Raw genomic sequence first — 14,443 nt, forward strand, 5'->3', positions numbered from 1 at the left:
ATATTAGATTTATATCAGATTGATAGAGTTCCCACGCTTCTAATGATCAAAAACGGAGAAATAGAAGAGGTTCTAAACGATACTATTAACACCGATGAAATAAAAAAATTTATGACCCCAAAAAAGTAAGGAGTGTTGTTTTATTCTTAAAAAAATAATTGTGTTTTTAACCATATTTCTAATAACTGTACCTTTCCCTCTTAATATCTCACTTGTATCAGCCTCTGAAGATTCTACTGTAGAGAACGATTCAGATTTTTTATTGTCTTATTTTTATAAAAAAGATGATATTCTCTATTTTGATATAGACAAAGCAAAAAAGACAGTCTTTCAAAAGACTTAATTGAATCTGCTGAATTCGCTTTGAAATATGAATCATTGTCAGGAAACAGCGAAGATATAGAAAAACTAATACAAAGCAGAGGAATTCCAATATACGGAAATTGGTGCGGTCCTAAGTACGGCAGTGGAAAGCCCAAAAATAAATTAGACACTGGTTGTATGAATCATGATAAATGTTATGGTAAAAGAGGATATTTCGCTTGCAGCTATGACAAGGACCTCATTAAATACACTGGAAAAAATAGTGGGAAAATGGGTAAAACCGAAAAAAAATTCGCCGTAGGTATTGTTACTTACTTTAAATTAGCTCCTTGCAACCCATTCGCATAAAAGAACGTTGGAGGTTTTATGTTTAAAACATTCTATTCTATATCTCTTATATGTATATTACTAAGTATATTTTTGTGGATTCCTAATATATTTTTAGGAATCGCTAATCCATATGTTATGCTAACCTTTTTCTTAGGGATTATTGGTCTTCTATTTTCATTGAAAATCAAACAAAAATACTTAATAATAGGGAACATAATTTCTTCTCTTAGTTTCTTTTTATTAATGTTTTTAGGTTACATTTTTGAATTAGTATCTTTTTTACTAAAATATTTAAATATCATTTAAGTGCTAATCTCAAAAATGTCTTATAACATTACGACTTCCTATATAGTAAGATATTCAGGCTGTCCCTTCTTTTTCTCCTCTTATATTTGTATAAAAAATACTAACCAAAAGTTCGTTATTTCAAACCTATTTTACGGGAAATTAGAATCAACTCTGTATTGATCTATGAAAAAACTTTAGGTTCTACTGTTGTAAAAAAAAATCCTAAAGCAATAGTGTTTTTAATACAATTAATAAAATTGTATTAAATTAATAAAACTGTCATTCTGTAAATACAGAATGACAGTTTTAGATTAGAGACTTTATTATGTTAGCAAAACAACTTAAATCCGCACGTCTTAACAAAAAGTTCACGCAACAAGAGGTTGCAGATAAACTCAATATTTCAAGACAATCAATTTCAAAATGGGAAAATGGATCTAGCACGCCAGATATCGCTACCCTCAAAGTTCTTGCTTCTTTTTATGAAATATCTATCCAAGATTTGACCAAAGAGAATAAGCAATTAAAAGAAAAAATATCTCGTAATAACGAAACCATTCATACACAGCAACAAAAATTAGCTAATATTAGAAAGTACTTTCAACAAGCAAGAATAATGATAGTTGGTTTTTATTAATCATTCTTTTATTTACTTTTGTTTTTGCACCTTTAAATTTCATCATCTTACCTCTTGTTTTTATCGTTCATTTCAACTGCTTTTACATGTTTCGTCTTTTACGGTTGGCTAAGTGATGTATTTAATTTTAGCGGTACGATTACTATTGAATAGTCAATTTTTTGTTACTTATTGTCGCTATAACGTTGACGTTACTTGTGAAACCCACTAATTTGTACTTTCCTTTAATTGTTGCTTTAACCGAACTGTTTTTAAAACAAGAAGTGCTAGAAAAAAACCCCGTAAGGTGCTGACCCCTAAAAGTTAGAGTTTTTATTATACAGCTACTTTAAAAGACACCGTCCACTTTAACAGTTTAGATTTTTTCAAGGGAAAAATCTGCTCAACAAGTCACAGTCCTTACGATTGTATCCCTGTTATTTTATTTTTTACCTGTTACTAGTTTTAATTCAACAGGTATTAATGCTTCAATTTTTTTACCGGCTGCTACATCTTTGACAGATTCAACGGCTTTTTTACCAATCAATTCAGGTTGTTGTGCGATAGTCGCAGACATTTTTCCTGTTTCAACGGCTTTTAAACCATCGTCATTGCCATCAAATCCAACGATAATGATATCTTTACCTGCACTTTTCGCTGCTTCAACAGCTCCTAAAGCCATTTCATCATTTTGGGCAAAAATTGCTTGAATGCTACTATTTGCTTGCAGAACATTTTCAGCAACATTTAACCCTTTCGTACGATCAAAATCAGCTGATTGTTTCTCAACAACATCTAATTTAGTATCTGCAAGGCTATGGAACCCTTCGCCTCGTTCACGTGTCGCTGAAGCGCCTGGAACACCTTCTAATTCAGCTACTTTCGCTTTATCGCCTAATTGATCAAGAATATACTGAGCTGCCATCTTGCCACCTTCACGGTTGTCTGATGCAACCAAGGTCTCAACTTTACCTTTATCTGCCGAGCGATCAATCGCAATGACTGGAATAGCTGCATCATTCGCTGTTTTTACTGCTGAAGAAATCGCTGCCGAATCAACAGGATTAACTAATAATACATCCACACCTTGTTGAATCAAATCATCCACATCGTTGCTTTGTTTTGATGAATCATTTTGTGCATCGGCTATTTTCACTGTGATGCCTTGTTTTTTAGCTTCTTTAGTAATACCATCTTTAACAGATACAAAGAAAGGGTTATTTAAGGTTGAAATGGAAACACCTATCGTGATGTCTTTCACATCAACTTTACGTTCTTTTTTCGCCCAACCTGGTGCTTCTAAAGAACACCCACTGAGTAGCAATAGCGTTGCGATAAATAAGATGCTTAATTTTTTCATATCGTTTCTCCTCTACGCTTTACTTTTTTTACGATCGATTAGTACTGCTACTACAATTACAGCACCTTTAACTACCATTTGGTAAAAGCTTGACACACCTAATAAATTTAGACCGTTATTTAATGTCCCAATAATAAGTACCCCAATCAGCGTTCCGACGATACGACCTTTACCACCCGTTAAGCTCGTTCCACCTAAAACTACTGCCGCAATCGCATCTAATTCGTAGGATTGACCTGCGGTTGGTTGCGCTGAGTCTAAACGTGATGCTAAAATCGCACCTGCTAAGGCTGCTAATAAACCAGTTAATGCGTATATCATTACTTTCACTTTATTCGTGTTGATTCCTGAGATGATTGCTGCTTTTTCATTGCCACCCAACGCATAAGTTTGACGACCAAAAGCAGTTTTATTCAGGATAAACCATAGAATAATAAACGTCACAATCATTGTAATAGCTGGAACAGGGATACCAAAAAGATAACCGCGTCCAAAAGCTTGGAATAAGAAATTTTCGCTTAATCCCGTAATCGGATTACCATTCGTATAAACAAGGGTTAACCCTCGGAAGATTGTCATTGTTGCTAATGTTGCGATAAAAGGTGCCATCTTTCCAACAGTAATTAATAAACCGTTGACTGCACCTAATACAGCACCGATGATACATGACAGTACAATCGCAATAATTGGATCAACACCGCTGACAATAATTCCCGCCATAAATGCACTTGAGAGTGCCAAAATCGAACCAACGGATAGATCAATCCCACCTGTTAAAATAACAAAGGTCATACCGAATGCAATGAGTGCATTGATTGATACTTGACGCAATAAGTTCAGTAAGTTTAACGGCTCTAAAAACGCCGGATTTAAAATGGCTACAATTGCCACTAATAATATTAAGCCGATAAATGGTACTATTTTCTCTCCAAAACGTTTGACGCTCATTTTATTTTCCCCCTGTTGCGAATGTCATTATTTTTTCTTGCGTTGCTTCTGCTTTCGACAGCTCACCCGTTACTTTACCTTCGTGAATGACGATGATACGATCACTCATTCCTAAAACTTCGGGTAGTTCTGACGATACCATAATAATTGCTACGCCACGTTCCGTTAATTCATTCATCAGTTCATAGATTTCCCGTTTTGCACCAACATCAACGCCTCGTGTTGGCTCATCCATAATTAAAACTTGCGGTCCAATTCCAATCCATTTAGCTATGACTACTTTTTGTTGATTTCCTCCTGACAAAGCTCCGACTTCTAAATCAAGCGATGCCATTTTAATTGACAAACGTTTAGCCAATAAACCAGTGAAGTCGCGTTCTTGTTTTTCTAACATTACGCCTTTTGGTGAAAAATCTTGAATACTTGCCAACGCAATATTATCATTGATAGAAAAATCGAGGATAAGTCCTTCTTCTTTACGATTTTCTGTTATAAAGCCTAAACCAGCTTTTATCGCTGCTTGTGGTTCTTTGAATTTGACTTTTTTACCTTTCACTTTCATTTCACCACTATCATACTGATCCATTCCAAACAATGTTCGCATTATTTCTGTACGACCAGCACCCATCAAACCAGAAACACCTAAAATTTCACCTGCATGTACTTTAAAAGAAATACCTTCAAACACACCTTTTTTAGTTAAGCCGTTTGTTTCCAACACAACCTCGCCTAATGCTGGGTGTCGTTCAGGATATCGTTCAGTTAGCTCACGACCCACCATTTTTTTTACAACATCGTCAAATGAAGTATCTTTAATCGCCTCAGTACTAACAGATATACCATCACGCATAATCGTAATACGATCACATAATTTGAAAATTTCTTCCATTCGATGGGAAATATAAACGATTGAAACCCCACGTTGACGTAATTGCTCCATTACACGAAAAAGATGTTCTGTTTCAGTTTCAGTTAACGCTGCGGTTGGTTCATCCATAATAATCACTTTAGCATCTGTCATTAAACTCTTCATGATTTCTGCCATTTGTTGTTGCCCTACTGAGCAGTCACTCGCTTCTTTATAGAGAGGCAAATCAATCCCAATCTCACGGCATTTTTCTTCAGCAATTTGCTGCATTCGTTTGGTTTGTAACAGACCAAATTTGCTCATCTGTTTACCAATAAAAAGGTTCTCTAAAATAGTTAAGTTCGGAAAGATATTTAATTCTTGATGAATAAAACTAATCCCGACTTTCTCAGCTTCTTTAGGATTTTTGTAGACTGTTTTCACGCCGTCAACACTAATATCACCTTGGTCTTTAGCGTGTAAACCTGTCAGTATGTTCATCAAAGTTGATTTACCAGCACCATTTTCACCCATTAAGGCATGGATTTCACCTGCCTTTAATTCAAAATCAACACCGCGTAACACTTCATTTTTTCCAAACGCTTTATGAATATTTTTCATCGTGATTTCCATGGTCTGTCACTCCTCTCTTTTCTTTTAAAAGTTTACCCCTGCATGTAAAATGCAATTTGCGTAAGGTGTTGCTTCACCCGTTCTCACAACAGCTTTAGTTGTGCTGAGCTGTTCTTTAAATGCCTCGTGACTCACTTCAATGTATTCTATTTCACAGCCAACAATTGATTGTATTTGTGCAAACATTGCGGCATTTTCTGTATGTATTTCTGTTGCAATCGTTATTTTTTCAACAACCATTTCGGCGACAAGTTCTGTTAACACATCAATAAAACTTGGTGTACCTAACTTCAATGCTAAATCGATTTTTTTGACATCAATTGGAATTGGCAAACCACAATCACCAATAGCAACGGTATCTGTATGTCCTAAATCAGCCAACGTTTTTGCAATTTCGCTGTTTAATGTTCCATTTCGTTTCATTGTGTTAACATCTCCTTAACTGCTTCGCGATCAGGCATCCCTGATTGTGCACCTAATTTTTGAACTGAGAGAGCAGCAGCAGCATTGCCAAACAATACAGCCGTTTCGATATCTTTTCCTTCAGCAATCGCGACAGCAAAAGCACCATTAAATGTATCACCTGCACCTGTCGTATCCGTTACTGCTACTTTGAAAGCGGGCACTGTTTGGATGGTATCTGTTTGGAAACGAACACCCTTTTCCCCCAGAGTAACTAGTAAATTACCCGGGAAATCAGCAATCGCTTCATCGCTGGTTTTATTGGGAAAAATTAACTTGTTCTCATTTTCATTAGGTGTTAAATATGTAATGCGTTTTAGTGTCTCTGTTTGAATATCAGCCGCTGGTGCTGGATTTAGTAAAAAGCTTGTTCCTTCCTCTTCACACACTTTTGCTAGATAATCAATTATTGGTAATGGGATTTCGTATTGAGCCATGACAATATCAGATGATGCAATTTCAGCACGCGCTTCTTCAATCAATGACTCATCAACTAAGTCATTTGTGCCTTTTACAACGATGATACTGTTGTCACCTTCGGCAACTGTAATATGAGCTGTACCACTTGTTTTTTTAGTAAAACGTTTTACTAATGAAGTGTTAACATTTTCTTTTTCTAAATTTTTAATAATCATTTCTCCATAACTGTCGTCCCCGACACAACCCACCATTGTTACTGTTGCACCTAATCGAGCTGCTGCAACTGCTTGATTTGCACCTTTACCCCCAGGGAACAATGAAAGATCTTCACCTATAATTGTTTCGCCTGCTACTGGTCGTTTGGCTGCACGTACTACCAAATCGATTGATAAACTTCCAACTACTGTAACTTTTGCCATTTTAATTCCTCCCGCATATCTTAGTAAGCGCTTTCTTTATATGATTACAGTATACGGTAAAACGTTTTACTTTGTCAATTACTAAAATAAAATATAATTATACGCCGATATATTTATAAAAAAATTTACTCTTTCTACTATGCTATAATGATAACCATAATCTTTTGTGTCCTAAAGGAGGTTTACAATGTTCAAATCAAAACACACACACTGTGTTGTGTGCAAAAAAATTATTCAACCCGGTGAAAATACATTTGTTAATCTTAAAAACCCTAAACGAAAAGGGATTACAGAAATAAAAGCGTATCTGCGATTGGAAGCACGTTTTTATTGCACTGACTGCGTAAAAGTCTCACTTAGAAATAAATAAAAGCCAGCCACTTTTGTGTGGTTGGCTTTAAGCTAAAGTTATATTAAATAATGTGGGCGATTTACCCTTTATGATTGCTTCATTATGACACTTGAGCGTGTTTTCAACGCGATATCTAAAACCGTATTAGGGACAACTAAATTGCCCGTCTCAATCATTTCTAGCATTTGACGTGCAGCATGTTCACCGATTGCTTTAGTAGGCTGAGTGATTGTTGTCAACGGTGGTAACATAAAGTGCGTTAAATTAATATCATCAAAACCAATAACTGATAAATCTTCTGGAATTTTAAACCCTCGTTCAGCTGCTGCTTTATAAACACCAAAAGCCATAATATCACTACAAGCAAATATTGCGCTGACACCTTTATCTAATAGTTTACCAGCCAATTGATAACCACTGTATTCATTCACTTCATCTGCAATCTCAACCACAGGTGTATTTCCTTGACTTGCCATTGCAGCGAGATAACCTTGCGCACGTTGATGAATATTACTAAAATGCTCATTTGCCGTAATACAACCAATCGCTTGATGTTGATGTGTTATCAAGTAATTAGTGGCTTCTACTCCACCTGCAAAATCATCAATAAAAATCCCATTTGTCTGACTGTACTCACTTGGTCTATCCAGTAATATGTATGGAACTTTACGTTTTTTCAATTTTTCTAATAGATGTGCATTATCCGAAACGGTTCCTGCCAGAAAAACACCATCAACAAAACGATAAAGCATTTCATCAACATAACGCTCTTCTCGCTCTCTATCAGAAGATGAATTACATAACAATACCAAGTAACCTTGTTCAACTAAGACATCTTCTATTACTTTTGCCAACTCTGCAAAAAAGGGGTTGGTTATTTCAGAAACGATAAACCCAATTGTGTTACTTTTTGTTTTATTAAGATTTTTAGCAAAGTAATGCGGTTGATAATCCAACTTAGCAATGGCCGTTTTCACTCTTGCATGTGTTTCCTCACTAAAGCGTTGCCCTTTATCATTGATAATGAGAGAGACCGTTGTGATGGACACATTGGCTTCTTTTGCAATGTCTTTAATTGTTACTTTCACTGTTGTATCATCTCCTCTCTCTGTCTATCTTAGCAAGTATGATTGTTTCTTTCAATTGGATATGATTAAACGTTGCACAGCGATATCATATCTTTCTGCTACAACCTTATCGCTGAGTTGTTCTTCAAAAACAAGAGAAACTGTCTTACCACGGTAATCTGCGAGGTATCGATCATAATACCCACCACCAAAACCAATACGATAACCATTCTGATGATAAACTACACCTGGAACCAAAATTAAATCAATTGAGTCTTTAGATGTACTTATAGCTTCTAATAAAGGCTCTTGCAGCCCGTATACGTCTCTTGTATCTGTTTTATGCGTATAACTACAGAATTCCATCAATCGCCCGTTAGTGACGGTTCTCGGAATGAATACGCCTTTGCCTTCTTTCCAAGCTTGTTCAATAACCGGCCTTGTTTCACATTCAGGCTGTTTGCTAATTGTAACTGCTATCGTTTTAGCTTGCTGCCATTCTAAACTATCGAAAAGCTGTTTATATAATGACACTTGTTTTTCAGAGCGTTCTGTTTGTGATAGGGCTGATAAATGTGCCAATACTTCCTGACGCAACTGTTTTTTAAAGGACATACAGGTTCCCTCCCATTTAAAAATAGGTATAAAAAAAGACAAAATCAAATTGACTTTGTCCCATTTTGTTATTATTTTGTTTCACGGTGTACTGTTGAAGTCTTGTCACGTGGACAATATTTTTTTAATTCAACACGTTCCGGATTAGTACGTTTGTTTTTCGTAGAAATGTAGTTTTGTTCGCCACATTCAGTACATTTTAATGTAATATTTACGCGCATGTTTTTCCCTCCCTATCGTCTGATTAATTCAGCACAAGAATGGTTTCATAATAGCATTTATTCCACCCTATTGTCAAGTCGATAACGTGGACTTTCAGACTAAACGAACTAAATGATAAAAACAATGGAATATTATGACAGTTTGTACAATATGCGATATAATTAGTGCAGAGTGATTTAAAAACCAATACACAAGTGAAAAGAGGTGTCCATTCAATCATGAGTACTATACTTATTATCATTTTATTAATACTCGCGGCGATTTCTCTTGTTCTTTCATTTATGAAAAAGAGCGATACTGCTAGTCTAGAAAAAGAAATTGACGAACGTTCTGTTCATCTACTCAAAGAAAACAGTGCGCTGCGTGAGCGCATCAACCGCATTGAAGACGTCTTACAAATTGACTCTTCAAACGCAGGTCACAATTTCGCAACTGAACAAATCAATCTTAACGAACTGTTAAAACAAGAAATTACGGTCCTTTATACGTCTGGTGTTTCTCCAGAAAACATTGCCATTAAAACGGCTACACCACTCGATAAAGTTGAAAAAATAATATATGATTATGTGCATAATGTATAATCAACGAGGAGGCAACTATGACTAGAGAAGCTTATCGCTGGTTAGGAATTGGTTTCCTTGTAGCTGCTTTGTTTGTTCTTGGATTTAAACTGTTTGGTAACGACGCAACTGCTGGTAGTAAAAAAGAAGCTGCTCCTGAAACAAAAACAGCCGCCCAAACAAAAGAACAAGCAGACTGGAAAAAGAAATACGAGGATTTATTAGCTGAAACTGAAACAGCCAAATTAGAAAAAGAAGATAAAGCTGAAGAAGAAACAAAAAAAGAGGCGTCTAAAAAAGACGAATCTAGCAAAAAAGACGATAAAAAAGAGACAGATAGTGCTGATATTTCCATTGGTTCCGGTGAACCCGCTTCGGATGTAGCCAAAAAATTGAAAGAGAGTGGAATGATCAGCGATGCGGAGTATTTCACAGAATTCCTTCGCAATAATGGTTATGAAAAATTCATTCGTAATGGAACATATACCATCAAAAAATCAATGAACCTTGACGATATTGCCAAAACAATTACAGGTCAACAATAATAACGATTCAAATGCCCAACTTAGCTATTATAAGCAGAGTTGGGTTTTTTTATGCACAAAAAAAGGATTGTAGAAGTTGGTTTCTACAATCCTTTTTAATTGTTATCCAGGATCTAATCACAAAAATTTGAAAGCTGGGATTATTTATCTTTTTTGTCTGAATAAAGTGCTTTATCAGTACCGTCTGCTTTTTTTGCTCGTTCTTTTTGAAGTTCAAAGTAAGCATCAAAAACATCTTTAGCGATACGCATGTTTAACTTGTTGTCACTATCGCCTTCATATGCCCAAGGCACAGCTACAGAGACAGCAATTTCTGGATCATCGTAAGGCGCATAACCAACAAACGTGGTATTCCAAACGGCTGGTGCTGGGATACCAGATGTGTAATCCCAATCAGGACCCGCATAAAATGACTCAGCAGTACCTGTTTTACCAGCTACCTTATAATCCAACCCGGCAAAGTAAGTAGCACCTGTACCACTTGTTGTACCGCCAGATGTATTGTTCATTACTTCATAAAATCCTTTTTTGACCTGTTCAAAGTAGCTCTTAGGTAAATCAATTTTATTGAGGATTCGTGGGTTCGTTTGTGTTTGTAATGCTCCAACTTCATCATCTTCGTTGGTAGCATCTCTGACTTGCTTAAGAATATGCGGCGCAATACGGTAACCATTATTAGCAATAGTTGAAACGTATTGATTTAATTGTAACGGTGTATAACCATCATATTGACCGTAAGATAAATCGAGGTATTTCCCCGGTTCTTTTTCTTGACCAATAATACCCGTTGCTTCACCCGGTAAATCAATACCCGTTTTAACTCCTAGACCAAATTCACCGTATACTTTTCGCAGTTTATCAAAAGCACTGTTGGGAATATCAAGCGAACCATCTTTGACGTAAGTAGCACCTGCAATATCTAATGCCGTTTTCATCATGAACGAGTTAGAAGATTGACGTAACGCTGAAATATCATTCATAGCAAATGAGTTATCACGGTTAAACCATGAACTTTTCTTCGCTGTTCCCTTAAGAATAATCGGTTCATCGATTTCAGAATATCCTGGCTGCTTACCATAAGTATAACCGGCCATGACCGTTGCACCTTTAATTGCTGATCCCATAACATAAGAAGAGGTAAACGTTCCAAGTGAATCATCCTCAAACTTACCTTTTTTGTACTGTTGACCGGATAATGTTAAAATTTCTCCAGTTTTAGGATTTGTAATAACAACGTAAGCACGGTCTAATAATCGTGTTCCCGGAGTTGTTTTACCATATTTCAATGCTTCTTTAATGATTTCATCTGTTTTTGACTGTAAATCAGCATCGATTGTTAAAATAACATCACTACCTTTTTTACCAGCGTATTCTTGAACAGTTGAAATAACGTTACCATCTGAATCTGTTTCACTGCTGTATTCGGCTTTAGAACCACGCAACAATGATTCATATTGTTGCTCAACATAACTTTGGCCAACACGATCATTACGAGCGTATCCTAATGCTAAGTATTTCTGCAAGCTTTCATCAGGTAATCCTTGTTTCTCACTTGTGACACTCCCGAGAATTGAACGTAACGTCGTTTTACTGTCGTATGAACGAATCCAATCTTTCGCTGTATCAACACCAGGCAAGTCACCCAGATTTTCACTCACTTTAGCTATTTCCACATCGGTAACATCTTTACTCTTCACATTCACAGGTGTTAACGCGTAACCTGCATTAAATTGACGATAAATAAAGGCGATGTTTTTATCTTGTTGAGTAAGTGAATCGAGTTGTGCTTTGGTCACTGACTCTACTTGTTTTTTATAGTAATCATCATTCCCTATCTCACTCTGTTCTTTCTCTGTTAACTTCGTATTCTTTTTTGCTTCTTTAGGATGTTTTAAAATCCAATAATCAATCTGATCACGTTCAGTTAAACTTTTTGTATCAACTTTAATCATTGTTGAAAGTTTTTCTGCTGTTTTTAACATATCCGCTGATTTTGTTGACGTAGAACGCGTATATGTAATTGTGTTTTCAGGTTTATTCGCTACTAATTTTTTGAAATTACGATCGTAAATTTCACCACGTGGCACATTTTTTGTAACCGTTGTACTGTTGGTTTGTTCCACTTCACGCTTATAATCTTCACCATAAACAATTTGTAAAAGACCTAATCGCAAAATTAATACTGCAAATAAAATGAATACTATAAAGAATAGAATATTTAATCGTATTGGAATATGTGCTTTACGCTTACTCCGACTTTTTTTCACCTTCACATAAAACAATCCTTCCGTTTTAAAAAGTACTTCCTTAATTTTAGTACATATTTCGTAATAAAGCCACAAACAAGGGTCATTAAATCGTAAATTTTATTATAAACGTATTAAACTCTTTTGCAATTCGAGCAAGAGTCAGATATTATTAACTGTAAGTAATGCTTTTTACACAACACATACTAATATCAATAGATAGGTGGCCACAACCATAATGACCTTTTTAAAACGTTTTTTCAAGAGTATTTATTCACCCGACGATATCGCATCATACCGACACGTTAAGACAGGTGGTTTAATTGCACAACTCATTTTACTCGTGTGTCTTGCGTTCATACCCACAGCTTATTTAGTAACAACTGTTTCTAAAACATTACTCACTGATGTTCATCAAGTAATCAAAAATGACTTTCCGGAGTTTACTGTTAAAGATGGTAAATTACAATCGGATAGTAAAAAAGCCGTTGTTGAATCCCTTGACCAAGGCGTGTTAGCTTTCAATGCAAGCAATGATATGGATGAGGATTCATTGTCGCAGGTAACGCCCGTCAATAAAGTTGGCGTTGGCTTTTTTAAAGAAGGTATTGCCTTAGAATATTTTGGGACTTCACAAACAATCCCTTATAGTATGGCAAATATTGCAAGTAAAGCGGACTTGGTAAAAACACTTGATACAGCAATATCTTCTTCATCGTATGTGATGACATTGGTGCTTATCTTCATGTTTATCTTACTCATTGTTATTACACTGATCAAAGTCTTCTTTTATGGTCTGTTTGCTTTCTTCCTTGGAAAATCAGGACGGAAAACAATCAGTTATCTGGATGCGGTTCGTATTTCAGCCTTCAGTTGGACATTAATGACTGTCTTTACATTTATCGCTGAAACACTTAACATTTCAATTTCTTATCTGTCAGAATTTAATATCCTTATCACGATTGTGATTATGTTCCTAGCAGTAAAACGCATTCCAACTGATGATCAATCGTTACCTCAGTCGCAAGAGAAATAATAATCTAGCGCAAATGAACACTTGATTGTTTAATCGTTATAAAAAAAGTGTAATCCCTTAAGGATTACACTTTTTCTTTTGCAAACTGCTTGATTCTTTCACCTATTGCATCTCTTACCTGTTGAAACACTAACCATTGTTCTGCTTCTGTACCCGTTGCTCGTGCCGGATCCTCAAATCCCCAATGCTCACGTGGGACTTCGGCTCTAACAATTGGACAATTTTCATCAGCATCAGCACATAGTGTGACTACTAAGTCTGCTTGTGAATAAATTTCTTCTGACATAACTGTCGATTTTTGTTGAGATATATCAATGCCAATCTCTTCCATACACGCTATTGCTTTGGGGTTAATGCCATGAGCAACAATCCCCGCACTTTGAACATTCCAATCAGGCAATAGTTTTTTTGCCCACCCTTCAGCAATTTGACTACGGCATGCATTGCCCGTACATAAAAAATAAATAGTTTTTTTCGTCATTTTCAAAATACCTCCTATATTATAAGTAACCAAAGATAAAGCCCAATTAACGTAATAGTTAAGGTCGGTATGGTTAATATCACACCTATTTTAAAGTACGCACCCCAACTAATTTTCATACCTTTTTGTGATAACACATGCAACCAGAGCAACGTAGCTAAAGAACCAATCGGCGTAATTTTAGGTCCCAAATCTGCACCGATTACATTGGCATAAATTAAACCTTCTTTTACGACATCACTTGTTACAACATCATTGATCGCTAATGCATTAATTAAAACAGTCGGCATATTGTTCATAATTGATGACAATAGTGCTGCAATGAATCCCATTGACATCGTTCCTACAAACAAACCTTGATTAGCTGCCGCTTGAATAATATCAGATAATACTGCGGTTAATCCAACATTACGTAATCCAAATACGACCACATACATTCCGATTGAGAAAAAAACAATCGCCCAAGGAGCTCCACGTAAAATCGCTTTTGTATCAACAGATTGACTTCTCTTTGCCATGATGAAAAAGAAAATAGCAATGATACCCACAATAATTGATACAGGAATCCCAGTTAACTCACTTGTGAAATAACCGATGAGTAATACGGATAAAACATACCACGACAGTTTAAACATCGCCTTATTATTGAGAGCTAAACGCGGTTCTTTCACG

General features: G+C 35.9%; 18 protein-coding genes. 7 read left to right on the top strand and 11 right to left on the bottom strand.

Features of this window, described 5'->3' with window-relative positions:
- The 3 genes from IKV95_RS11280 to IKV95_RS08715 all read left to right on the top strand — a co-directional run bounded on the left by IKV95_RS11280 (position 1) and on the right by IKV95_RS08715 (position 1,579).
- A complete protein-coding gene (locus IKV95_RS11280) occupies positions 1-129 on the top strand; it encodes a DUF6568 family protein (RefSeq protein ID WP_483296361.1) in 129 nt (42 codons plus the stop codon).
- Between the two features lie 249 nt (positions 130-378).
- Complete coding sequence (locus tag IKV95_RS11225; RefSeq protein WP_353734611.1) at positions 379-672, top strand: phospholipase A2 family protein; 294 nt, start codon at positions 379-381, stop codon at positions 670-672.
- 595 nt (positions 673-1,267) lie between these two features.
- Positions 1,268-1,579, top strand: a complete 312-nt coding sequence (locus tag IKV95_RS08715) for a helix-turn-helix domain-containing protein (RefSeq protein ID WP_069126564.1) — start codon at positions 1,268-1,270, stop codon at positions 1,577-1,579.
- Between the two features lie 421 nt (positions 1,580-2,000).
- Here the strand turns inward: IKV95_RS08715 and rbsB are convergent, their stop codons facing one another.
- The 5 genes from rbsB to rbsK are packed head-to-tail and all read right to left on the bottom strand — an operon-like array spanning position 2,001 to position 6,647.
- Positions 2,001-2,918 (bottom strand): ribose ABC transporter substrate-binding protein RbsB, encoded by a 918-nt coding sequence (rbsB, locus tag IKV95_RS08720; RefSeq protein WP_029092280.1) that lies wholly within the window; start codon positions 2,916-2,918, stop codon positions 2,001-2,003.
- Between the two features lie 12 nt (positions 2,919-2,930).
- On the bottom strand, positions 2,931-3,866 hold the full coding sequence (gene rbsC / locus IKV95_RS08725; protein WP_069126567.1) for a ribose ABC transporter permease RbsC: 936 nt from the start codon (positions 3,864-3,866) through the stop codon (positions 2,931-2,933).
- 1 nt (position 3,867) lies between these two features.
- The gene (locus IKV95_RS08730) at positions 3,868-5,346 is read right to left on the bottom strand and encodes a sugar ABC transporter ATP-binding protein (protein WP_029092282.1); all 1,479 of its coding nucleotides are present in this window, start codon (positions 5,344-5,346) and stop codon (positions 3,868-3,870) included.
- Between the two features lie 24 nt (positions 5,347-5,370).
- Complete coding sequence (rbsD, locus tag IKV95_RS08735; RefSeq protein WP_029092283.1) at positions 5,371-5,769, bottom strand: D-ribose pyranase; 399 nt, start codon at positions 5,767-5,769, stop codon at positions 5,371-5,373.
- Positions 5,766-6,647 carry a ribokinase gene (rbsK, locus tag IKV95_RS08740; protein ID WP_029092284.1) on the bottom strand — a complete coding sequence of 294 codons (882 nt, stop codon included), beginning with the start codon at positions 6,645-6,647 and terminating at the stop codon, positions 5,766-5,768. Before rbsK ends, rbsD begins: the two co-directional genes overlap by 4 nt.
- A gap of 187 nt (positions 6,648-6,834) precedes the next feature.
- Between rbsK and IKV95_RS08745 the strand changes: the two genes are divergently transcribed.
- The gene (locus tag IKV95_RS08745) at positions 6,835-7,017 is read left to right on the top strand and encodes a hypothetical protein (protein WP_069119466.1); all 183 of its coding nucleotides are present in this window, start codon (positions 6,835-6,837) and stop codon (positions 7,015-7,017) included.
- Positions 7,018-7,085: 68 nt separating this feature from the next.
- Here IKV95_RS08745 and IKV95_RS08750 read toward each other — a convergent pair whose 3' ends face one another.
- From IKV95_RS08750 to rpmG, 3 genes are all read right to left on the bottom strand, one after another.
- Positions 7,086-8,087, bottom strand: a complete 1,002-nt coding sequence (locus tag IKV95_RS08750; protein ID WP_069119465.1) for a LacI family DNA-binding transcriptional regulator — start codon at positions 8,085-8,087, stop codon at positions 7,086-7,088.
- 51 nt (positions 8,088-8,138) lie between these two features.
- Complete coding sequence (locus IKV95_RS08755) at positions 8,139-8,681, bottom strand: 5-formyltetrahydrofolate cyclo-ligase (protein WP_029092287.1); 543 nt, start codon at positions 8,679-8,681, stop codon at positions 8,139-8,141.
- 71 nt (positions 8,682-8,752) lie between these two features.
- Entirely contained in the window at positions 8,753-8,902 is a 150-nt protein-coding gene (gene rpmG / locus IKV95_RS08760) for a 50S ribosomal protein L33 (RefSeq protein WP_029092288.1), read from the bottom strand.
- A 219-nt stretch (positions 8,903-9,121) separates the two neighbouring features.
- On the opposite strand from rpmG, the gene IKV95_RS08765 reads away from it, so the two are divergent.
- Both IKV95_RS08765 and IKV95_RS08770 read left to right on the top strand, forming a co-directional pair.
- Positions 9,122-9,484 carry a hypothetical protein gene (locus IKV95_RS08765; RefSeq protein WP_036027613.1) on the top strand — a complete coding sequence of 121 codons (363 nt, stop codon included), beginning with the start codon at positions 9,122-9,124 and terminating at the stop codon, positions 9,482-9,484.
- Positions 9,485-9,501: 17 nt separating this feature from the next.
- Positions 9,502-10,008 (top strand): endolytic transglycosylase MltG, encoded by a 507-nt coding sequence (locus tag IKV95_RS08770; protein ID WP_287451677.1) that lies wholly within the window; start codon positions 9,502-9,504, stop codon positions 10,006-10,008.
- A gap of 140 nt (positions 10,009-10,148) precedes the next feature.
- Here IKV95_RS08770 and IKV95_RS08775 read toward each other — a convergent pair whose 3' ends face one another.
- Positions 10,149-12,281, bottom strand: a complete 2,133-nt coding sequence (locus IKV95_RS08775; protein WP_287451678.1) for a peptidoglycan D,D-transpeptidase FtsI family protein — start codon at positions 12,279-12,281, stop codon at positions 10,149-10,151.
- A 211-nt stretch (positions 12,282-12,492) separates the two neighbouring features.
- Between IKV95_RS08775 and IKV95_RS08780 the strand changes: the two genes are divergently transcribed.
- On the top strand, positions 12,493-13,290 hold the full coding sequence (locus tag IKV95_RS08780) for a DUF1189 domain-containing protein (RefSeq protein ID WP_069126577.1): 798 nt from the start codon (positions 12,493-12,495) through the stop codon (positions 13,288-13,290).
- 64 nt (positions 13,291-13,354) lie between these two features.
- Here IKV95_RS08780 and arsC read toward each other — a convergent pair whose 3' ends face one another.
- Both arsC and IKV95_RS08790 read right to left on the bottom strand, forming a co-directional pair.
- Complete coding sequence (gene arsC, locus IKV95_RS08785; RefSeq protein ID WP_029092292.1) at positions 13,355-13,771, bottom strand: arsenate reductase (thioredoxin); 417 nt, start codon at positions 13,769-13,771, stop codon at positions 13,355-13,357.
- Positions 13,772-13,785: 14 nt separating this feature from the next.
- The coding region (locus IKV95_RS08790) for an ArsB/NhaD family transporter (RefSeq protein WP_287451679.1) at positions 13,786-14,443 on the bottom strand (658 nt) is incomplete at its 5' end.

The organism is Brochothrix sp. (assembly GCF_017549435.1).
In the GTDB taxonomy this organism is placed as follows: Bacteria; Bacillota; Bacilli; order Lactobacillales; family Listeriaceae; genus Brochothrix; species Brochothrix thermosphacta.